This is a genomic window from Cupriavidus sp. 86D6 (genome assembly GCF_057815095.1).
The window spans coordinates 77559-97541 of record NZ_JBYPSB010000009.1 but is presented as its reverse complement, the minus strand read 5'-3'; the positions used below and the strand labels follow the sequence as shown (position 1 = coordinate 97541).

Genomic DNA, 19983 nt, shown 5'->3' with positions numbered 1-19983 from the left:
GCCACGCGCCGCTATAATGAAAACCGTCTACGCGTTATCAATTCGATAAGAGTTCATTATGCTCAACCCCCAATGGCTGCGCTCGTTTGCCATGCTGGCGCAAACCGGCAGCTTCACCAGCGCGGCCGACGAGCTGGGCCTGACCCAGGCCGCCGTCAGCCAGCACATCCGGCATCTGGAAGATGCGCTCGGTCCGCTGCTGATCCGCCGCCCGCGCGCGCTGGAACTGACGCCGGCCGGCCGCGCGCTGCTGGAATACTGCGCCGACATGGAACTGGCCAACGACCGCCTGCGCGCCCGGCTGGTCGACGATGGCGAGTCCGGCGTGGTCGGGCTGATCACGCCCGGCAGCATCGGCCTGTTCCTGTATCCGCGCCTGCTGGACCTGCAAGGCAAGACGCCGGGACTGATCATCCGCCACCGTTTCGCGCCCGACGCCGAGGTGCTGGAAGGTGTGCTGCAAAACCGCTTCGACGTGGGGCTGGTGTCGCTCAAGCCCGACGATCCCCGGCTGGCCGCGACGCCGTTCAGCGAGGAACCCCTGGAACTGGTCTATCCGGCGGGCGAACAGGTACAGGGCTGGGACGATCTGCAGCGCATCGGCTTTGTCGACCATCCCGACGGCAAGACCATGGCCAACCGCCTGCTGAGCCGGCACTATCCCGGCAATCCGGGCGTGCATACCTTGCCGTGCCGGGGGTTCAGCAACCAGGTGAGCCTGATGCTGGAACCGGTGGCGCGCGGCTTTGGCTTTACCGTGATTCCGCGCTATGCGCGCGAGGCCTTCGTGCAGAAGGACCAGATCCGGGTGCTGGACTGCCACGCGCCGGTGATCGACAAACTCTGGCTGATCCACCGCTCGGAATGGGCGCTGGCGCCCCGCGTGGCGCGCGTGGTGGACTACCTGCGCACGCAGGTGAAGACTGCCGCGTAGGGCCGGGAACGACGTGCCTCAGCGCTCGCGGGGCCGGCTGCCCAGCCGGGTGATCACATCGGCATGCGCCGGGTGCGAGGCCGCAAGCCTCAGGGGATCGGCCAGTTCGAATTCGCTGAACTCGAAGCCGGGCGCCACCGTACAGCCGGCCAGCGCATAGCCGGCCGCGCCTTCCGTGGCCGGCACGCGTTCGGCGGCGAACCAGCAGCCGGCCGGCACGACGGCCTGGAACACGGTGCCGGGCCGCGCCAGCGGATTGCCAAGCCGGTGCGTGACGAGCGCGCCGTCGGGCGTCAGCCAGTGCACGTGGATCGGGTCTCCGGCGTAGAAGTGCCACGCCTCGTCGGCGTGGATGCGATGCCAGGCCGAGAAGGCGGTATCGCACAGCAGGTAGTAGATCGCGGTGGAAGCCGAACGCTCGGCGCCATCGGACACGCGCCGCACACGGGCCGCGTCGCGGAACGTTTCGCGGTAATAGCCGCCTTCCGGGTGCGGAATCAGGCCAAGATCGTCGATCAGGCGTTGCTGCGGGGTATCGGTCATGGTGAAGCGCGGCAGTGGCACGGCGGGCCGCCACCATACCATGGTGCCCCGGGCGAACAGTGCAGGATTTGCCAAGACAGCCGTGCCGGGCTGCGCTAGTCTGCCGGCCATGTCCGGAAATCCGCCCGCGTTTCGCCGCTGAGGACGATCCGGGCCTGCAAGCTGCCCCTTACCAAGATTCAAGATGTCGCGCCCCGTTCCCGCCTGGCTGCCCGCCATGGCCTTTGTCCTGATCTGGTCCACCGGTTTCATCGTCGGCAAGGCCGTCGTGCCGGTGGCCGATACCAGCCTGTTCCTGCTGGCCCGCTTTGCGCTGGCCACGCTGATGTTCGCCGCCGTGGCCGCCGCCGGGCGCGCCGCATGGCCGCCGCTGTCGCAGGTGCCGCGCCATCTGCTGGCCGGCGCGCTGATGCAGGGCGTCTACCTGTGCGCCGGCTATGGCGCGGTGGCGCATGGCCTGTCCCCATCGATCATGGCACTGCTGGGCGCGCTGCAGCCGTTGCTGACCGCCCTGCTGGCCATCCCGCTGCTGGGCGAGCAGCCGACCGCGCGCACCTGGCGCGGACTGGGGCTGGGCGCGCTGGGCGTGGGTCTGGTAGTCTTGCCAGCCATGCAGGCCGGCGCGCCGCACGCGGTGTCCCCGTGGATCGTGCTGGTCGGCGTGCTGGCGATTGTCTCGATCACCATGGGAACCCTGCTCCAGAAAACCTCGATCCGCCGCGCGGATATCCGCGCCAGTTCGGCCTGGCAGAACGCCGGGGCGCTGCTGGTGGCCGGCGTGGTCGTCAGTGCATCGGGCGGCATCGGCGCGTTGCGTTGGCAAGGCGGCCCCACGCTATGGATGTCGCTGGCGTGGGCCGCGGTGGTGCTGTCCGGCCTGGGCACGTGGCTGTTGCTGGGCCTGGTGCGGCGCGGCCAGGCGGCCAATGCCGCCGCGCTGATGTTCCTGGCGCCGCCGCTGGCGGCCGTGCAGGCGGCGCTGCTGTTCGGCGACCGCCTTGGGCCCGTGCAGTGGCTCGGCATGGCCATCGCCGGGGTGGGCGTCTGGCTCTGCCAGACCCAGGGCAAGCCGCGTCATGCCGAAGCTCGTTGAGCACGCCTCGCCCCTGGTCGAACCGCGCCGCTACCCGCACCGGCCGTTCGGCCACGCGCACGACTATCACCAGTTGCTGTTTGGCGTGGATGGCCAGACCGAACTGGAAATCGACGGCCATGCCTACCGGGTTGACGGCACGCACGGCCTGGTCATCCCGGCCGGCATGCACCACCTGTGCAGCGGCCTGACCGACAACCTGCAACTGGTGGCCGACTTTCCCTCCAGCTCCGTGGCGCTGCCGGCACGGCTGATGGCAACACCCCGCATGTTCGCGATGGATACCGCCTTTGCCACGCGTGTCCGCCGGCTGGCCACCGCCGGTCAGGCGTCCGGCACCGCGCCGGCCCAGCATGCCTGGCAACAGGCCGCGGCGCTGGCGGGCGGCCTGTCCGCCATGCTCGGCCTCGATGACCGGCAGGCCGATGCGGCACGCTTTCCGGTGGGCGCCATCGACCACTACCTGCGCACCCATCTTTCCACGCCGTTGCGGGTGGACCAGCTCGCCGCACGCATCGGCTGGGGGACCCGGCGCTTTCATACGCTGTTCTGCGAGGCATTCGGCGACACGCCCCACGGCTATCAGACGCGCCTGCGGCTGGACCAGGCCGTGCAGTGGCTGATGGCCGGCACGATGCCGCTGGCCGATATCGCGTCGGGCGTCGGTTATCCCGACCAGACCACCTTCACCCGCGCCTTCGCGCGGCGTTTTGGCATGCCGCCGGCCGCGTGGCGCATGGCCGCCGCTGCCTGACGCGCAACTTTTACAAAGCCGGGTAAGGGACACACAAGGCGCGCACGACGCCCACTCGGGCATATCCGGAGATCCCGCACCCACGCCCGCGGCATCGCGCGGCCGCGCGACCGGTACGGAACTTGCGAAGCTAGCCCTTCGCCATGTCGAACGTCGCCGAACCCTCCCTGCTGCGCCCGGGCCACAATTGCTGGCGCGTGGCCCCGTGCACGCGCTTCGCGATGCTCGTCGATGCCGATGCGTATTTTCCGGTGCTGCGTCAGGCGCTGACCCGCGCAGAGCACAGCATCTTCATCCTCGGCTGGGATATCGACAGCCGTACGCGCCTGCAGCCGGAATCGCCCACCGACGGCCTGCCCGCCGAACTGCGCGACTTCCTCAACGCCCTGTGCCGCCGGCGCCGGGGCCTGCGCGTGTACGTGCTGAGCTGGGATTACGCGATGGTGTTCGCGCTGGAGCGCGAATTCCTGCCGGCCGCCAAGGCGCACTGGCAAGCCCACCGGCGGCTGTCGTTCTGCCTCGACGGCAATCACCCCGTGGGCGCCTCGCATCATCAGAAGGTGGTGGTCATCGACCATCGGCTGGCATTTGTGGGCGGGCTGGACCTGACCATCCGGCGCTGGGACACCCACCACCACCTGCCCGACGATCCGCGACGCGTGGACCCTGACGGCAAGCCCTACGCACCGTTCCACGACGTCCAATGCATGGTCGATGGCGAGGCCGCGCACGCGCTGGGCGAACTCGCGGCCGACCGCTGGCTGCGCGCGACCGGACGGCATCCGCGCGTGCCGCCCCCTCTGGCGGCATCGGCCACCGACCTGTGGCCCGAGCAGGTGCCGCCCGACATCACCAAGGTGCCAGTGGGTATCAGCCGCACATTTCCCATGCGCGACGACGAACCGGGTATCAGCGAGATCCGCACGCTCTACACCGATGCCATCGGCGCCGCCCGAGACAGCATCTACCTGGAAAACCAGTACTTCAGTTCGGGGCTGATCGCCGACGCGTTTGCGGCCCGGCTGCGCGAGCCCGACGCGCCGGACATCGCCCTGGTATCGCGCCGCACCGAAAGCGGCTGGCTGGAAGAGGCCAGCATGGGCGTGCTGCGGGCGCGCCTGTATCGCGGCCTGCGCGCGGCCGATCCGGATGGCCGCTTCCAGTTGTACTGTCCGCACGTGCCCGGCCTGGGCGATGCTTGCGTCAACGTGCACAGCAAGATCATGGCCGTGGACGACCGCCTGCTGACCATCGGCTCCGCCAACCTGAGCAACCGTTCGTTCGGGCTCGATACCGAGTGCAACCTGGCGATCGAATCCCGGGGCGACCCGCGTGTTGCCGCCGCCATCCGCGCCATGCGCGACCGCCTGCTGTGCGAGCACCTGGCCGTCACGCCCGACGCGCTGCACCAGGCCATGGCCGCGCACCCGCGCCTGCACGCCGCGCTGGCCGCGCTGCATCGGCCCGAAGGGCGCACGCTGCAACCCTTTGCGCCCGCGGTGCCCGACAACGTGGACGCCGCGCTGCCCGATGCCACGCTGCTCGATCCGATGGAGCCCATTGACGCGGAACAGGTCATGGCCGAGTTCGTCGGCCCCGACGCCCGCCCGCATGTGGCCAGCCGTGTGGCGCTGCTGGTGGCATTCGTGCTGCTGCTGGCCGGCGTGGTCTTTGCCTGGCACTACACGCCATTGCGCGAATGGGCCGATTTCCGCCACGTGCTGGCCTGGGTGCAACGCCTGGACGACATGCCAATGGCCCCGCTGGCGATGATGGGCGCCTTCGTCGCCGGCGGGCTGGCGCTATTCCCGGTGACGGTGCTGATCGTGGTGACCGTGGTGGTTTTCGGGCCGCTGTACGGTGGCGCGATTGCGCTGGCCGGGACCGTGCTCAGCACGGCGGCCGGCTACACCGTGGGACGCCTGCTGGGGCGCAACGCCGTGCGGCGCTTTGGCGGGCGGCGGTTGAACCGCCTGAGCCAGAAGGTGAGCCAGCACGGCCTGCTGGCCATGGTGGCGCTGCGGCTGGTGCCGGTGGCACCGTTCACGCTGGTCAACCTGGTGGTCGGGGCGTCGCGCATCCGGTTGCGCGACTGCCTGCTGGGCACGGCCATCGGCATGTCGCCCGGCATCATCGTGTCGGCGTCGCTGGTGGACCGCATCGCGGCCGTCGCCCAGCATCCCGAGCCGAAGACGTTCGCGCTGCTGGCGCTGGTCCTGCTGATTCCCGCCGCGCTGTGGTGGATGTTGCGGCGCCGCCGCCAGCGGCGCAGCCGGGCGGCCCATGGTCATGCGCGGGCCGGCACCGGGCCGCAGCCGCCGCACTGCTGCCGCCCGCCGTCCGGCGAGGGTGCCCGATGACCGCCCGCGAACCGCGCCACGCGGCGCCAGCCGCGCCAGCCGCGCTGCATGCCGATATCGCGGTGGCCAGCTACAACATCCACGGCGGCGTCGGCACCGATGGGCATTTCGTGCCCAAGCGCATTTGCGAGGTCATCAACGAACTGCGTGCCGACATGATCGCCCTGCAGGAGGTGGAGACGCGCGGCACGGGGTTCGACATGCTGCGCTTCCTGTCCCAGCACACCGGCCTGCACGCGATCCCCGGTCCGACGCTGGTGCGCGACGATGGCGACTACGGCAACGCGCTGCTCACGCGCTACCCGCCGCTCAAGGTGCGGCAGATCGATCTGAGCGTGAAGGGGTGCGAGCCGCGCGGCGCCATCGACGCACTGCTGGAATGCAATGCCATCGAATCGGGCACGTTCGCGCTGCGCGTGATCGCCACGCACCTGGGCCTGCGCCCCGGCGAACGGCGCTGGCAGGTGCGGCGCCTGCTGACCGCGCTGGCCGAGGCGCCGGCGCAGCCGACCATCCTGCTTGGCGACGTCAACGAATGGTTTCTGTGGGGCCGCCCGCTGCGCTGGCTGCATGCCTACTTCCAGCGCACGCCGCATGTCTCGACATTCCCGTCGCGGCTGCCGTTCCTGGCGCTGGACCGCATCTGGACGTCGCCGCGCGCCCACCTGGTGGCGGTATCGAGCCATCGCACGCCACTGGCCCGGCTGGCCTCCGACCACCTGCCGCTGCTGGCACAGATGCGGCTCACTTCGGCATAGCAACCATTGCATACCGCGCCGCGCCGGTCCCGGGCAGGCATTCCCCGCGGCGAAGCCAGCCGCAACGCGCAGGCACAACGTTGCACTGCAACGCCGGCATGCGCCACAGGGCGCGTCCGGCATGGCGGGCACCCGTTGCCGCAGGGCCGCAATACGGGTATTTCGCTAGGCGGGCGCGCTAGATTGGGGCCATGACGCTGCCTATACTGACTTGCACACCGTGCATGCCATCGGGCGTGGACGTGTGTTTCCGATAACAACGGGCGGGTGAATGGTGGCCCCGGGAGGACGCCACCGAAGGTCATGTCGATACGGCCTGCCCCATGAACAGGAAAAGTGGAGATGGGCATGCCCAGCGAACAGTTCCTTGCTACCCAGGAAACCCGCCGCTCAGGGCTGCGTGCCTTGCGGGCGGCGTTGCTCCAGGTCCACAAGGAGGTCATCGGCTATGACCGCGGCCAGTATGAAAGACTGCATGGGCCGATTCCCGCAGGACAGTTTGTGCAACTGGTGACGGAGGAATCGTTCTTCCGCTGGCTCGATCCGTTGTCGCGCCTGATCATCGAGATCGACGAGGAACTCGACGGCGACGAGCATCACGATGAAACCTGCCGCGCCGTGGCCGGCGCCACGCAGAAACTGTTCAGCGAACACGGCGACCAGGCATTCCGCCGGCGCTATCAGGAAGCCCTGCAGGACGAAGCATCGGTCACGGTGGCCCACGGCAGGCTGATGTCCGTCATCGGCCAGTTGCGCCAGTTGCCGTAGCAGCCACGATCAAGCGAAGGACGGCCGCCTAGCGGCCCCTGCCACCCCCCCGGCCGCCGCCACGGTAGCCGCCGCCATACGCGCCACCATATCCACCGCCATACCCGCCACCATATCCCCTGCCATACCCGCCGCCGTACCCGCGGTAGCCCCCGCCGTAGCCGTGGTAGCCGCCGTAGTAGCCGCCGTGATATCCACCGTGATAGCCATACCCGCCACGGTAGCCGTAGTAGCCGCGATGTCCGTAATACCCCCGATACCCGCAGCACCCGTAGCCGAACCAGATGCTGCTGTAGACGGGCCAGCCCGCGTAGCCATACGGATATCCGTAGGGATAGCCGGCGTAGTAGCCGCCGTAGTAGTTGCCGTAGTAGTACGGATATCCGCTATAGAACGTGCCGTAGGCGTTGATCGGATAGCTGGCGTCACCGGTGCCGGTGTAACTGCTGTAGCTGCCGGCATAGCTGCCATAGGTCGTGCCATAGGTGTCATAGCCCGGATAGGCCACGCATCCGCCCAGCATCAGGGCCGTCCCGGCCACGACTCCCGCGAGCATCCCGCGTATGGCAACCATTTCCCGTCTCCCGCCTGCCTTCGGAGCGCGTGCGCCCAGCCTCTTGATTCTATTGCTTATGGATGGGCACACAAGCTAGTGCCCGCCCCTATGACGCAGCATGACATTGCACCGAAATAATCACATTGACCGCAGGGATACTTGCAAATGATAATCGCTCCCATTTCTTATTATTACAAGACATTACACTAGGGAAATGGGCCGTTATCTGCACAATCACCGTATTACCCGGTCGCTGGCCGCTTGCCCGGCCCTGCTCGTCGGGCTGGTTCACGCGCAAGGCGCCACGCCGGCGCCGCAAAACCTGCCGGCGGTCACCGTCAAGGCCGACGCCAGCAAGGAGCTGGGCACCGGGTATAACCCGTCCAACACCGTCAGCGCTACCAAGACCGACGCCCCGCTGCGCGACATTCCCCAGACGGTCAACGTGGTGACTGCCGAGGTCATGCAGGACCAGCGCGCCACGTCGATGCAGGACGTGCTCAAGAACGTGCCGGGCGTGAGTTTTTCGACGGGCGACGGGCAGCGCGACCAGGTATCGATTCGTGGCTTTTCGGCCATTGCCGACCAGTTCGTCGACGGCATTCGCGACGACGCGCTGTACTTTCGCGATCTGTCCAACGTCGATCGGGTCGAGGTCATCAAGGGCCCGGCCGCGGTGCTGTATGGCCGGGGTTCGTCGGGTGGCCTGATCAACCGCGTGACCAAGAAGCCGGGGCTCGACGTGACGGACTTCGCATTGAGCTATGGCATGTGGGCCGATCGCCGCGTCGAAGGCGATGTGGGCCGTGTGTTCGCGGATGGCGCCGCGGCCTTCCGCATCACGGCCGCCCACGAAGAAGCCAACAGCTACCGCTCGCAGCAGTTCCTGAACCGCACGGCCGTGGCGCCGTCGCTGGAACTGCGCCTGGCGCCGCAGACGACGGTATTGCTGCAAGCCGACTACCTGGAAGACCGCCGCGTCACGGACTTCGGCATTCCGGCGTACAAGGGCCGGCCGGTGGCGGTGGACCCGTCCACGTACTACGGCGCCGCCAATGCCCGCGACTCGGACTACAGCCAGAGCCGCGTGTACTCGGGCACGGCAACGGTCAACCATCGCTTCAACGAAAACTGGTCGATCCGCAATGCCACGCGCTACTACCATTACTCGCTGGAGCGGAACAACACGCTGACCAACACGGTCAACGAAGCGGCCCAGACCTTCACGATGAATCACGGCAATGTCTATCGTGAAGAGCACGGGTGGTTCAACCAGACCGACCTGACCCAGAAGGCGCAATTCCTGGGCATGCAGCATGAACTGCTGTACGGCGTGGAAGTGGGCCAGCAGAACAAGGACGTGATGAACTACACGGCGCCGGTGCGAAATTCGGCCGGTGCGGTGGCGAACTTTGCGCTGTTCAACCCGATATTGCCCACGTTGCCGCGCCTGGTCGGCGGCAACCCCGGCACGAGCAACCTGGGCGTCTTCAAGACGCTGGGGCTCTACACGCAGGACATGATCCAGTTCTCCGAGCAGTGGAAGGCGCTGGTGGGCGTGCGCTACGACCGCTTCGAGCAGGAGACCTTCCAGCGCGTGCCGGGACAGGCCGACCTGTCGCGCACGGACAATGCGTGGAGCCCGCGCGCGGGCCTGGTCTGGCAACCGTCGAAGCAGCAGTCGTACTACCTGTCGTGGAGCCGGTCGTTCCAGCCGTCCGGCGAAGCCTTCTCGCTGGCCGCCAACAACGCCCAGCTGGCGCCGGAAACCACGCGCAATACCGAGGTGGGCGCCAAGTATGACTTCCTGGATGGCAAGGCCAGCACCACGGTATCGCTGTTCCGCATCGAGCGCACCAACATCAAGGTGGCCAACGCCACCGGTACCGCGCTGATCCCGATCGGCGAGCAGCGCACCGATGGCCTGGAACTGAGCGGTGCCGCGCAACTGGGCGGCGGCTGGCGCATGCTGGCCGGCTATGCCTATCTGGATGCCGTGGTCACGCAGTCCACCCCCGCGCTGCAAGGCAAGCGGGCCACGCTGACGCCGCGCCATTCCGGCAATGTCTGGATCACCAAGGACCTCGGCCACGGCTTCGGCCTGGGCGGCGGGCTGAACCTGGTGGGCGCGCGGCAGGCCGATCCGGCCAACACCGTGACGCTGCCGGGCTATGTCACCGCCGACATGGTGGCGTGGTACCGGCGCGGCAAGTTCGAGGCCCAGCTCAACGTGTACAACCTCTTCAACCAGGGCTACATCGTTTCCGGGCACGGTTCGAGCCCGAACCTGAACCTGCCCGGCGCCCCGCGCAGCGTGATGGCGACGGTGCGGTATCGCATGTAAGGGCTATCCGGCCGATGGCCGGGCCCCGGCGCCCTGCCCCGGCCTGACGGGCGGGCGACCGGGACGCCGCATGCGCCGGCTCCGCCGCATCCCCCTGTGTCACCGGCGCCGTCGGGCGCCCTCGCCATCGCCCGCAAACCGTTACCCGGCGCGGCTTTCCGCGCGGTGACATGGGGCGACATACTTCCCGCATGGCGCCCCGCCCGATCGCCCCCTACATTTGGCTCACCGACGCCGCGACAGCTACGCCAGCGTCACCGCCAAACCGAAAGGACGATCATGCAACTTCATCAAATCACCCTCCTGGCCACCGGCGTCATCGTCGCCGCGTCGATGGTCGAAGCCGCGTTCCTGGCCCGCAAGGCGCGCCAGCAAGGCAAGACCTATCCGTGGCACGAAATGGCCCTGTCGCTGGTCGACATGATCGGCCGCAAGCTGATGGCCTTCCTGCCGCTGTCGCTGGCCACGCCGATCTTTGCACTGGCCTGGCAGCACCGCATCTTCACGGTGGAGATCAACAGCGCGCTGGCCGTGCTGCTGCTCTTCGTCGGCCAGGAATTCTGCTACTACTGGTATCACCGCGCCTCGCACCGCATCCGCTTCTTCTGGGCCACGCACGCCGTGCACCACTCGCCCAATGAACTGACGCTGGGCACCGCGTATCGGCTGGGCTGGACCGGCAAGATCACCGGCACCGCCATCTTCTTCGCGCCGCTGGTCTTCCTGGGCGTGCGCCCCGAGGTGGTACTGGCCACGCTGAGCCTGAACCTGCTGTACCAGTTCTGGCTGCACACCACCTGGATTCCCCGGCTCGGCTGGCTCGAATACGTGTTCAACACCCCGTCGGCCCACCGCGTCCATCATGCTTCCAACGTGGACTACCTCGATGCCAACTACGGCGGCGTGCTGATCCTGTTCGACCGCCTGTTCGGCACCTACGTGGCAGAGCGCGACGACGAACCGTGCCGCTTCGGGCTGGTCCACCCGACCACCACGCACAACCCGCTGGTCAACCAGTTCGAACACTGGATCAGCCTGGGCAAGGACATGCTGGCATCGGGCAGCCTGGCGAGCGCCATCGGCTACCTGACGATGCCTCCGGGCTGGGCACCGAACGGCCAGGGCACCACGACCGAGGCACTGCGCCAGCAGCAGACGCTGCAACGGGGGCAGCAGATCGATCGGGAAATTGAGGGGAAAGTGGCTGTCGCGCAGTGACGGGGGAGTCGCAACGGAAGAACGGGCAGCGTGGGCTGCCCGTTCTTCTTTTTGCGGGCCGGGTACGTCAGGCCGCCGGCTTACTTCTGGTCGGTCTCGGGATACCAGTAGATGCGCTTGCGCTTGCCCACGCCGGTCAGCGCCACCTTCTGCACGCCCAGCGCCGATTTGTCGTCGCCGCCGGCGCTGCTGTTCTGGTTGCCCACCCCGAACAGCACCGGCACTACCACGGGCTGCCCGTCCTTGTCGACGCTCACCACGCCGAATACCGGCGACGGCGGGAACCCGCCGCCATCCAGAATGATGGAGCGGTCGGGATTCAGCCCCGCGCTGGTCAGGAAGCTGTACGAATAGCTGCGCGCCGTGCCCAGGTTCGGATAGCAGACGCCGGCCTTGGGCACCGAGGGCGTGTTCGTTCCGACGCTGGTATAGCCGGCGACGGTAAGCGGCGCGTTCACGGCCTTTTCGCCGGGATTCACCAGCGTGATGTAGAAGCCCGAGCGCGAACCGTCGTAGCCGGCCGTCGTGGCATCGACGAGGTTCGCCTCTGTCAACGGCGTCCAGGTGGACGGCATGCGCGACGTGTTGGTATCGCGGATCATGTAGAGCCGGTTGACCACGTTGTAGGCCGTGCCCGGCGTGGCGGAGGCCGAATAGAGCGGATGCTCGCGGTCGCCGGACCCCAGGGACACCGCGTCGTAGCCGCGCGTGGAAATCACGTCGGGCGCATAGAAGAACTTGCGCGCACTGTTGGTATTGGCCGCGCCGCCCAGCGCGGCGAGCTTGTTCATCGTCCAGTTGGCCGGCGCGGTGCCGCCAGCGGTTTCGAAATCGGCCCGCCAGACGTTGCCGCCCACGTCGCCGACGTAGATCCGCTCCACGTAGCCATCGCCGTTGCGATCCAGCGTGGTGACGTCCGACGGAATCGAGCGGGTCAGTGCGGGCACCGCCGTGCAGGCGCCGGTGGCGCCCATGCAGGATGGCTGCGCCGACCACACCATGTTGCCCGTGTAGGCGTCCAGCACCAGCACGCCCCGGCCCATGGTATCCACGCCAGGCGACGGATCGCTGTCCTCGGCCGGATCGTAGCCGGCGCCCATGATGATCACCGGATTCGTATTGCCGCGCACGCGTGCCACCTTCGGTTGCGACCAGCTCTGCCCCAGTTCCGGGATATCGGCGTTGGACCGCTTCCACACAAAGCGCGGGCTCGCGGGGTTGGTGACATCGAGCGCATAGACCAGCCGGCCTCCGCGCCGCGCGGTCAGGTACAGCATCACGCGGGGATTGGCCGGGTCCCGCTGGTCCTGCATCACCGTGGTGCTGCCATCGAAGAAGTAATCGCGCGGCTTGGGCTCCGGCGAGATGCCTGCCGGCGTGGTCGACAGCTTGACTTCAGGCGAGTTGGTGTAGAGCCGGCTCAGCCTGTCCAGGAATTCCGGTGCCACGAAGCCCCACAGTTCGCCGCCGGGCCGCACCGTGCCGATGCCCTGTGTCTGGTTGCCGTTGACGGCGTGGAATACGCCGTCGTTGGTGCCGTAGAACACCACCACGCCCGTGGTGCCGCCATAGTTGACCACGGCCGGGCGCGAATGCAGCACATCGGCGTGGATCGATGACCGCACCGTGACGGGCGAGCCCGGGCCCGTTTCGCTTTCAATGCCGGCGATGCTCTTGTTGTCGACGGCCGCCTCGTCCTGGCCGCGCATCCAGGCAATGAGCTTGGGCAATTCGGTCGCGGTGATCGTGGCCCCGCCATTGGTGCCGCCATTGAACGCCGCCAGCCCGGTCGAGCCCGTCAGCCAGCTATTCGACGCATCGAAACTCGGGAACGCGGCCGACACCGGGCAATTGCCCACGCCATTGCAGGTCAGCAGCGTGCGCGAGTCCTGGCTGGTCAGCCACTGCACGCGCATCATCTCGCCGACGCCGCCCTTTTCGACGATTTCCCCGTCGGGCGTGTCGAGCTTCCACCCCGTGCCGGACGGGCTGTTCTGCCAGTAACCCGTGCTTGGCCAGTTCTTGACCGTGCCGCCATACTTGCCACCTGAAAACGACAGCGGCGCGTCAGCCGTCCAGTAGCTCACCGCGTTCGCCGACACGAACCCCGTCTGGGCGTTGCTGATGGCCGATGCGCCCGTCGCATCCTGCATCACGAGCTTGCCGGTCTTGTCGTAGCCCACCTTGTACTGCTTGAGGTTGCCCATCCAGCGCGGCGCCGCCGTGGCGTCGGGCCGGAACATGCCGATGTACACCTGGTTCAGGAACTGCCCCTGCGCGTTGACCGATGCCGGCAGGCTGACTGACGCGAACACGCTGTTCACGGCCTGCACCTCATTGAAGATCGAAAGCAGGTCGGCCGCCAGGCCGTTGGCATCGCCAAGCTGCACCGTATACGACTTGCCCCCGCCGTTGGTGCCCATGCTCTGGGCCAGCTGCACGTAGTCGGGGTTGTTGTTGTCGGTCACCGCGATCGTGTACGTCGTCACGTTCTGACGGTTGTCCATGTTGCCCAGCACATCGGTCTGGTTCAGGAACCGCGCCCACTCGTCGCCCCAGTTGCTCTGGTACTTGGCGTTGGTCGCCAGCACGATTTCCTGCTGCTGCGCCTTGGTGGCGCCGGCGCTGACCAGTGAATCGAAGGCGTTCTGTCCGGTGTCCTGCGGCTTGCCGTTGTTCACGGCGTTGCCAATGTAGATGATGAAGTTGCGCTGGCACGGGTTGTCGATCGGCGACGCGTACTTGGTACCGGACAGCCCCGTGTTGCCCGAGAAGAAGGCCCAGGCCTCCTGCATCGCGCCGCCTACCTGCGAATTGTTCGAGTTGTCGGCCTGCCGGTCGATCGACTTCAGGTAGGTAAGGAATGCGGGGATCCCCTTCTCGTCCATCAGCGGCAACTTGTACGGCGCCGCGCCCGGATAGCGCATCTTGCCGCCTGCGTTGTTGCCGGTGCCGAACATCATCAACCCGATGTTGATGTTGCCGAAGAGCGTGGGCGACGTCGTGATCGAGTTGATCGCGTTATAGAGCGCGCACTGCAGCGCGCCTACGTCCTTGCCGGCGTTGTTGCTGCTGACCACACCGTCCGTGGAGCAGGTGAAGCTGGCGGAGGCATCCCACGTCGACGCATTGTCGAGAATGATCAGCACGTTCGGCTTGCCCGCCTGGGGCTGCAGCCCGGTGTAGAGGTCGATATCCTCCGCCAGGCTCGGAGACGCCGCCGTGGCCAGGCTCAGGGCAAGGGCCAGACAAAGAGAAGAGATGCGCATGAGTGCGGAGCCCGGAAGAAGACAGCTAGCTGGAAAACGGTTTGGCGATCGGTCAGGCAATCGGCCGGGCCATGGTCACGACGGACATGCGGTGCCATACGGCACCCGCACGGCAATCCCCTGATGCAGGGTGGTGCGGCTGGCGGTCACGGCGGTATCGCTGACCGTCGCGGCCACGTCCCACTGGGTCCCGTTACAGAGCGAATTGCCGCCCCCGCCGCCGCTCCCGGTCACGATGCCGGTGTTGTTGTTGCCATTGCCCACGAAACAGGACACATCGTCGGCATTGTTCTCGTCGAGTTCGATATTCTTGACCGGCTTGCTGGTCTCGCAGACCGGTGCGGCGACCTGCACGGTGTAGTCGGCCTTGCCGTCGCCCGTCACGTCGACGGGCACGGTCCTGGCCACCGGCGCCGCCGTGAAGTCCTGGCTGATGACCTGTTCGATCCCTTGCTGCGCGGCGTGGCGCGCCTCCACGCCGTACTGCTGGTTCGCCGCCACCTTGGTATTGACCACGCTGGAGCCCACCAGCGAGATGGTCAGCATCAGGAACACGACCAGGAACACCAGCGTGATCAGCAGCGTGACGCCGTTCTGGCGATGTCGGATCGGACTCATTGGGACTCCCGGGAACCGGCAATGTTGGCAACGCGGGCCAGTTCCGCATAGACGTGGCGCTTGTATCCATCCCGGAACGGGCCGCTTGCCTGGGCCCGACCCAGATCGTAGGTGCGCTGGTCGGTCCAGCCACTGGTCACCACGGCGGTGCGGGCCAGCAACTGGACCCGCACGGCGGTCACGTTGCGCCAGTTCGTCAGCGGCACGGACCAGTCGTAGGCGGGCGCACCGGTGCAATCCGCCGAGTGGTCGGCACCGGGGTCGGCGACGTAGCAGTCCGGCGCGCCGTTACCATCGAGGTCGACCCCGTACGACAGATGCATGTCCTCGATGCCGTTGGCCACGGACTGCACGCGGAAGGCGCCATTGAACAGTTCCGCCATCTTCAGCGTTGGCTTGCCGTCGCCTGCGCCGGTGCACAGGTCGCATCCGGCCAGGTAGAAGATGCGGACCACCGCCGCACGCAGTTCGGATGGCACCGCGCTGTCGCAGGCCTTGGTGCGCAGCTTGAACGCCGGCGCGCTGGCGTCGAATACCAGCGATGCCGTGTCGTCGGCACAGTAGGAAGCCTGCAGGTATGGCGTCCCGACCACCGCGGCCGACACCGGCGTGGTGCTGACGCGCCGCACGGCCAGGATCTCCGATCCGGCCAGCAGGTTGGGCAGGCATGGCGCCACGGCGCCCGGCGCGAAGCCCTGCACGGCAAGCGGCACGGTGGCGGGCGACGCCGAGAAGCCGAGCGACGCCGGGTCCGTCGCGCACAGGTCGGGGGCCGACACCAGCGCGCCGGCCGCCACGTTGGCGGGGCCGAAGAAGCCGGCCAGTTCCACCTCGCGGCTCATGATGTCCAGCGCGTATCGGCCGTTCTCGATCTGCTCGGCGCTGTTTGAAAACGCATTGCGCGCACGGCTGGTATTGAAGTACAGCGTCGCCAGCGCCGTGATCAGCAGCAGGCCAAGCGTCATCGACACCATCAGTTCCACCAGCGACAGGCCTCGCTGGCGGCGCATCGGCGCGATGTGTCGCACGGGAACGTGCCGCGTCATGACAGCACCCCGATCCGCACCTGCACGCTGACCGCACGCCGGTTCGCGTCATTGCCGAACTGGTTCTGCCCGCACGGCAACGCCGGCGCCCCCGTTTTGGCCAGGCCTTGCCAGGCTACCGTGACGCGGTACGTCTGCGTGGCGGGATCGATCGCCTCGATACAGCCCAGCGCCCCGATCATCGCGCCCACCTTGTTGCCCCCATCGGTCTCCGCACTGCCCTGCAGGGCCGCGCCCCATGTCGCCAGGTCTGAGGCGGCCACTGCGCGTTGCGCGTTGGTTCCCACCGTGCACGCGGCTGGCGGCACCGTCGTGCTGCCCGCCACGGTGGCGTTTGGCCCGCTTGCGTAGCAGCCGATGACCTGCCGGTTGGCGTTGAGCCGCGCCACCATGTCCTGGAGCAGCGTCAACGCCTGCCCACGCTGGTACGACTCCATTTCCGTCTGGCCCGAGCGCGCAATCATCCCGGCTGTGCCGAGCAACGCCACCAGCACGATCACCACCGAGACCAGCACCTCGATCAGCGTCGACCCGCGCTGCGAGGCTCGCGGGCCGCTGCCGGAACGCCGCCACCGGCGAGTACGGACAGACGTGTTCATGAGCAGGCTCCGCTGACAGTGGCCACACGGCCGGTGCCGTTGATCTGGATACAGACGACGTTCGACGTGCCGGTGCCCCCCATCGAGACCTGGAACGTCTGGCTGCCGTTGCCGGGCCGGCCATCGTTGCCGACCCACAGCGAGTTCCCGCCCGCCGTGCTGACGGTGATATCCGTATAGGGGCCATAGGCACGCAGGCGCTCGGTGCCGGCCGTGACGACCCAGCCGGCCGACCACGTGCCATTGGCCGACAGCGTCGTGATGCCATTGCGCTTGACGGCCTCGCTGCGCATCAGCGTGACCGCCGACGCCAGGTCGCTGGCCGCATTGCGCAGGCGCTGGCCGGCAATGAATTGCTGGAACGAAGGCGCCGCCATGGTGGACAGGATGGTCAGCACCAGTAGCGTCACGATCAGTTCGACCAGGGTAAAGCCCCTGGCCTGCCCATTCGTCCCGGCCACACGGCGCGAGCGGCTTGCTGATCCCAGATTGACCGGCATGCTTATCTCCAGCAGCCGGCCTGTCCGGCAGCGCCGGTGGCGCTCTTGTCGCCGGCCTGCGTCAGGGCCAGCGTGCCGCAGCTGGTATCGCGCGACGCCTGGCTGCCGATTGGCGCGGCCGTGATCGTATAGGCCGGCGGCGTCGCGGTGGCGGTCACGGTGATCTGGTAGTACGCCGACACGCTGGCCGGCGTGGCCGGGGCGTTCAGCGCCGCCAGGCTGGCGGCATAGGCGCGGTTGTCGACCATGAACCGCTCCTGCAGGCTCGCCAGTTCCAGCATGTAGGACTCGGCGGCCGCGCGGTTGCCGCGGACGACATAACTGGTATACGAGGGAAATACGAATGCGGCGATGATGCCGATGATGGCGACCGTGATCATCAGTTCGACCAGCGTGAAGCCGGACGACGGCGCCCGGGCGCGCGAAGTGGCGCCCCTGCCCGACCCGATAATCCCGACGATCCCGATAATCCCGTCTGGCGCAGGCGCAAATATGCGTCCGCGACCCGGCTGCCTTGTGGGGCTATGCTTGCCCATTTTTTTGCTCCCGTTCTTTCCGGCTGACCCTAGCCGCGAGGAACCTTTGCCGGCGAGTGTAGAGGGAGCGCTCCAAATGAGTCAACGCTTTCTGAGTATCGATCAGGTACAGCGTTGCCGATTTGCAAACGGACGAAAATTACGGGATCCAGCGGGCGCCTGTGCACGCGGATTAATGCATGGTTAATGTTTGGCCAGTAGCGTCATTCGGCCAATGACTTTCCGTTCCGGCACATTAGGCTGCTTCCTTTCCCCTTTAGGAAGCAGCCTGTTTTTTTGGCGACGATCAGGCGGGCCCCGACTGCACGGGCTGCACCGCGGGCCGGTCCCCGTCGCCCTCGATCCGCAACCTGGGCAGGAACTGCGGATACTCGCGCTGCATGAAGTCGATCAGTGCCTCACGCACGGCGCAGCGCAGATCCCATGCAAGCCCTGAGGACGCCGCGGTGCACAGCACCCGCAACTGCATCGTCTTGTCGGTGGTGTCGCTGACCACGAGATTAAAGAATCTGCCATCCCACTCGGGACGCGCATGGACGATGCGGGTCAGTGCCTCGCGCAACGGCGCCAGCGGCATGCCGTAGTCCACGTGAAAAAAGACCGACCCCATGATCTGGGCGCTGTTGCGGGTCCAGTTCTGGAATGGCTTTTCGATGAAATACTGCAGCGGAATAATCAGGCGGCGTTCGTCCCAGATCTGCAGCACCACATAGGTGCTGGTGATTTCTTCCACGCGGCCCCATTCGCCCTCGACGATCAGCACGTCGTCAAGCCGCAGCGGCTGCGTCAGGGCCAGCTGCAGCCCGGCGATCATGTTGCTGAACACGGGCTTGGCCGCAAAACCGGCAATCAGGCCGACCACGCCGGCCGATGCCAGCAGGCTCGCGCCCACCTGCCGCGCGCCCGGAAACGTCATCAGCAGCATGGCCGCGCCCATCACGATGACCAGCGTCATGGCGATCCGCGAGATCACGCGCGTCTGGGTGTGGATGCGGCGCGCGCCCATGTTGTCGGCCACATTGACCGGGTGCTGGTCCAGCACACCCTGCGCGAACCCGGCGATGATGCGCACCAGCAGCCAGGTCATCGACACGATCATCAGCAGGCCGTTCAGATGCCGGACGCTGTTGATCCAGGCCAGGTCGTCGGGCGCGGCCTGCCAGGTGGTCTGCAGCAGGAACAGCGGCACCACCACCTTGGCGGGCACGCGGGCCTTCACCACCATCGCATGCAGCACCGGGGTATGGCGGGTCATCCGCAACAGCAGCAGGCCGCCCAGCCGGTGGGCGAGCAGCCCGAGCAGAATGGCGGCAACTGCACCCATCGCCGTGCCAAACCACGGATGACTCGCCACGATTGCCATGTTCATCTGTCGCGCCCCCTGCGCTGTTGCATCACGGATATGCAGATAGCGACGCCTGCGGCGCCCGAAAGTTTCCCCAAAGGCGGTTTTCAGGATCAGACAAAGACCGACACGGCGAGATGGCGCATCGGGCATAGGCGTATCGGGCATCTGGCGCCTAGACTCGTATCTGGTACGACGTGGAGTATCGCTTGCGTACCGCACACCCAGACGCACCGGCCGGCATCCCAACCGATGGGCAGGCCGTCGGTGCCTTCCACGATCGGATATGGAGTCAATAATATGAAGTATCCCGTCATCGTCGTACTGGCCGTGGCCACGCTTGCAGGCTGCGCCAACATGCCCGCCCCCTACACCCCGCCGCCAACGCCCACCACGCGAGCCGTTGGCGAAAGCAAGCTGGCGCCGAAGGCGGCCGCGCAATGCATCGGGCAGAAATGGGCGGATGCCACCAACCAGCAGGTTTGGATGCAATACATGCTGGCCAATGACCAGGCATTCGATGTCTACGTGCCAGGTCAGCAACCGCCAGCCGGGTCCGCAGCCGTCGTGCGCAAATCCACCAACGGGCCAGGCTCGTGGCTGGGCTTCCGCGGCGACGACAGCAACGCTGCGGGCGCGCTCAGCCAGTGCCAGTAACAGCGCGACCGATGCGGATGGCGCAAGGCGCCTGAGGGCCGGACGGCTGGCGTACGCGAGGCGCGCCCGACCGGCGCGCCGCGCG

General features: G+C 67.2%; 18 protein-coding genes. 9 read left to right on the top strand and 9 right to left on the bottom strand.

Going from position 1 to position 19983, the window contains the following annotated elements; all coding sequences use genetic code 11:
- Window positions 1-58: 58 nt before the first annotated feature.
- Window positions 59-934: a LysR family transcriptional regulator gene (locus tag AC3G88_RS19980; protein ID WP_488773258.1), complete on the top strand. Its 876-nt coding sequence runs from the start codon at window positions 59-61 to the stop codon at window positions 932-934.
- Between the two features lie 18 nt (window positions 935-952).
- Here the strand turns inward: AC3G88_RS19980 and AC3G88_RS19975 are convergent, their stop codons facing one another.
- On the bottom strand, window positions 953-1477 hold the full coding sequence (locus AC3G88_RS19975) for a cupin domain-containing protein (protein WP_488773259.1): 525 nt from the start codon (window positions 1475-1477) through the stop codon (window positions 953-955).
- 184 nt (window positions 1478-1661) lie between these two features.
- On the opposite strand from AC3G88_RS19975, the gene AC3G88_RS19970 reads away from it, so the two are divergent.
- From AC3G88_RS19970 to AC3G88_RS19950, 5 genes are all read left to right on the top strand, one after another.
- Complete coding sequence (locus AC3G88_RS19970; protein ID WP_488773260.1) at window positions 1662-2570, top strand: DMT family transporter; 909 nt, start codon at window positions 1662-1664, stop codon at window positions 2568-2570.
- Window positions 2554-3324, top strand: coding sequence for a helix-turn-helix transcriptional regulator (locus AC3G88_RS19965; RefSeq protein WP_488773261.1), 771 nt, complete (start codon window positions 2554-2556; stop codon window positions 3322-3324). Before AC3G88_RS19970 ends, AC3G88_RS19965 begins: the two co-directional genes overlap by 17 nt.
- Before the next feature lie 143 nt (window positions 3325-3467).
- Window positions 3468-5684: a VTT domain-containing protein gene (locus AC3G88_RS19960; protein ID WP_488773262.1), complete on the top strand. Its 2217-nt coding sequence runs from the start codon at window positions 3468-3470 to the stop codon at window positions 5682-5684.
- The gene (locus AC3G88_RS19955) at window positions 5681-6442 is read left to right on the top strand and encodes an endonuclease/exonuclease/phosphatase family protein (protein ID WP_488773263.1); all 762 of its coding nucleotides are present in this window, start codon (window positions 5681-5683) and stop codon (window positions 6440-6442) included. Before AC3G88_RS19960 ends, AC3G88_RS19955 begins: the two co-directional genes overlap by 4 nt.
- 342 nt (window positions 6443-6784) lie before the next feature.
- Window positions 6785-7210 (top strand): hypothetical protein, encoded by a 426-nt coding sequence (locus AC3G88_RS19950; RefSeq protein WP_066740307.1) that lies wholly within the window; start codon window positions 6785-6787, stop codon window positions 7208-7210.
- 28 nt (window positions 7211-7238) lie between these two features.
- Here AC3G88_RS19950 and AC3G88_RS19945 read toward each other — a convergent pair whose 3' ends face one another.
- Complete coding sequence (locus AC3G88_RS19945; RefSeq protein ID WP_488773264.1) at window positions 7239-7784, bottom strand: hypothetical protein; 546 nt, start codon at window positions 7782-7784, stop codon at window positions 7239-7241.
- Between the two features lie 196 nt (window positions 7785-7980).
- Between AC3G88_RS19945 and AC3G88_RS19940 the strand changes: the two genes are divergently transcribed.
- Complete coding sequence (locus AC3G88_RS19940; RefSeq protein ID WP_488773265.1) at window positions 7981-10110, top strand: TonB-dependent receptor; 2130 nt, start codon at window positions 7981-7983, stop codon at window positions 10108-10110.
- A gap of 279 nt (window positions 10111-10389) precedes the next feature.
- Window positions 10390-11328, top strand: coding sequence for a sterol desaturase family protein (locus tag AC3G88_RS19935; RefSeq protein ID WP_488773266.1), 939 nt, complete (start codon window positions 10390-10392; stop codon window positions 11326-11328).
- Window positions 11329-11408: 80 nt separating this feature from the next.
- Here AC3G88_RS19935 and AC3G88_RS19930 read toward each other — a convergent pair whose 3' ends face one another.
- The 7 genes from AC3G88_RS19930 to AC3G88_RS19900 form a co-directional block, all read right to left on the bottom strand.
- Window positions 11409-14597, bottom strand: coding sequence for a pilus assembly protein (locus tag AC3G88_RS19930; protein ID WP_488893799.1), 3189 nt, complete (start codon window positions 14595-14597; stop codon window positions 11409-11411).
- Between the two features lie 75 nt (window positions 14598-14672).
- A complete protein-coding gene (locus AC3G88_RS19925) occupies window positions 14673-15215 on the bottom strand; it encodes a pilus assembly PilX family protein (protein WP_488773268.1) in 543 nt (180 codons plus the stop codon).
- Window positions 15212-16261, bottom strand: a complete 1050-nt coding sequence (locus tag AC3G88_RS19920; RefSeq protein ID WP_488893798.1) for a PilW family protein — start codon at window positions 16259-16261, stop codon at window positions 15212-15214. The genes AC3G88_RS19925 and AC3G88_RS19920 overlap by 4 nt, the downstream gene beginning before the upstream one ends.
- On the bottom strand, window positions 16258-16860 hold the full coding sequence (pilV, locus tag AC3G88_RS19915) for a type IV pilus modification protein PilV (RefSeq protein ID WP_488773270.1): 603 nt from the start codon (window positions 16858-16860) through the stop codon (window positions 16258-16260). Before pilV ends, AC3G88_RS19920 begins: the two co-directional genes overlap by 4 nt.
- Window positions 16857-17360: a GspH/FimT family pseudopilin gene (locus AC3G88_RS19910; RefSeq protein WP_488773271.1), complete on the bottom strand. Its 504-nt coding sequence runs from the start codon at window positions 17358-17360 to the stop codon at window positions 16857-16859. Before AC3G88_RS19910 ends, pilV begins: the two co-directional genes overlap by 4 nt.
- A gap of 2 nt (window positions 17361-17362) precedes the next feature.
- On the bottom strand, window positions 17363-17809 hold the full coding sequence (locus tag AC3G88_RS19905; RefSeq protein WP_488773333.1) for a type IV pilin protein: 447 nt from the start codon (window positions 17807-17809) through the stop codon (window positions 17363-17365).
- A 373-nt stretch (window positions 17810-18182) separates the two neighbouring features.
- The gene (locus AC3G88_RS19900) at window positions 18183-19265 is read right to left on the bottom strand and encodes a mechanosensitive ion channel family protein (protein WP_488773272.1); all 1083 of its coding nucleotides are present in this window, start codon (window positions 19263-19265) and stop codon (window positions 18183-18185) included.
- A gap of 276 nt (window positions 19266-19541) precedes the next feature.
- Between AC3G88_RS19900 and AC3G88_RS19895 the strand changes: the two genes are divergently transcribed.
- Window positions 19542-19898 (top strand): hypothetical protein, encoded by a 357-nt coding sequence (locus AC3G88_RS19895; protein ID WP_153947938.1) that lies wholly within the window; start codon window positions 19542-19544, stop codon window positions 19896-19898.
- Window positions 19899-19983: the final 85 nt, after the last annotated feature.

Coding starts and splice junctions, on each gene's coding strand:
- AC3G88_RS19980 (WP_488773258.1), top strand. CDS start 59: ATGCTCAACCCCCAATGGCTGCGCTCGTTTGCCATGCTGGCGCAAACC.
- AC3G88_RS19975 (WP_488773259.1), bottom strand. CDS start 1,477: ATGACCGATACCCCGCAGCAACGCCTGATCGACGATCTTGGCCTGATT.
- AC3G88_RS19970 (WP_488773260.1), top strand. CDS start 1,662: ATGTCGCGCCCCGTTCCCGCCTGGCTGCCCGCCATGGCCTTTGTCCTG.
- AC3G88_RS19965 (WP_488773261.1), top strand. CDS start 2,554: ATGCCGAAGCTCGTTGAGCACGCCTCGCCCCTGGTCGAACCGCGCCGC.
- AC3G88_RS19960 (WP_488773262.1), top strand. CDS start 3,468: ATGTCGAACGTCGCCGAACCCTCCCTGCTGCGCCCGGGCCACAATTGC.
- AC3G88_RS19955 (WP_488773263.1), top strand. CDS start 5,681: ATGACCGCCCGCGAACCGCGCCACGCGGCGCCAGCCGCGCCAGCCGCG.
- AC3G88_RS19950 (WP_066740307.1), top strand. CDS start 6,785: ATGGGCATGCCCAGCGAACAGTTCCTTGCTACCCAGGAAACCCGCCGC.
- AC3G88_RS19945 (WP_488773264.1), bottom strand. CDS start 7,784: ATGGTTGCCATACGCGGGATGCTCGCGGGAGTCGTGGCCGGGACGGCC.
- AC3G88_RS19940 (WP_488773265.1), top strand. CDS start 7,981: ATGGGCCGTTATCTGCACAATCACCGTATTACCCGGTCGCTGGCCGCT.
- AC3G88_RS19935 (WP_488773266.1), top strand. CDS start 10,390: ATGCAACTTCATCAAATCACCCTCCTGGCCACCGGCGTCATCGTCGCC.
- AC3G88_RS19930 (WP_488893799.1), bottom strand. CDS start 14,597: ATGCGCATCTCTTCTCTTTGTCTGGCCCTTGCCCTGAGCCTGGCCACG.
- AC3G88_RS19925 (WP_488773268.1), bottom strand. CDS start 15,215: ATGAGTCCGATCCGACATCGCCAGAACGGCGTCACGCTGCTGATCACG.
- AC3G88_RS19920 (WP_488893798.1), bottom strand. CDS start 16,261: ATGACGCGGCACGTTCCCGTGCGACACATCGCGCCGATGCGCCGCCAG.
- pilV (WP_488773270.1), bottom strand. CDS start 16,860: ATGAACACGTCTGTCCGTACTCGCCGGTGGCGGCGTTCCGGCAGCGGC.
- AC3G88_RS19910 (WP_488773271.1), bottom strand. CDS start 17,360: ATGCCGGTCAATCTGGGATCAGCAAGCCGCTCGCGCCGTGTGGCCGGG.
- AC3G88_RS19900 (WP_488773272.1), bottom strand. CDS start 19,265: ATGAACATGGCAATCGTGGCGAGTCATCCGTGGTTTGGCACGGCGATG.
- AC3G88_RS19895 (WP_153947938.1), top strand. CDS start 19,542: ATGAAGTATCCCGTCATCGTCGTACTGGCCGTGGCCACGCTTGCAGGC.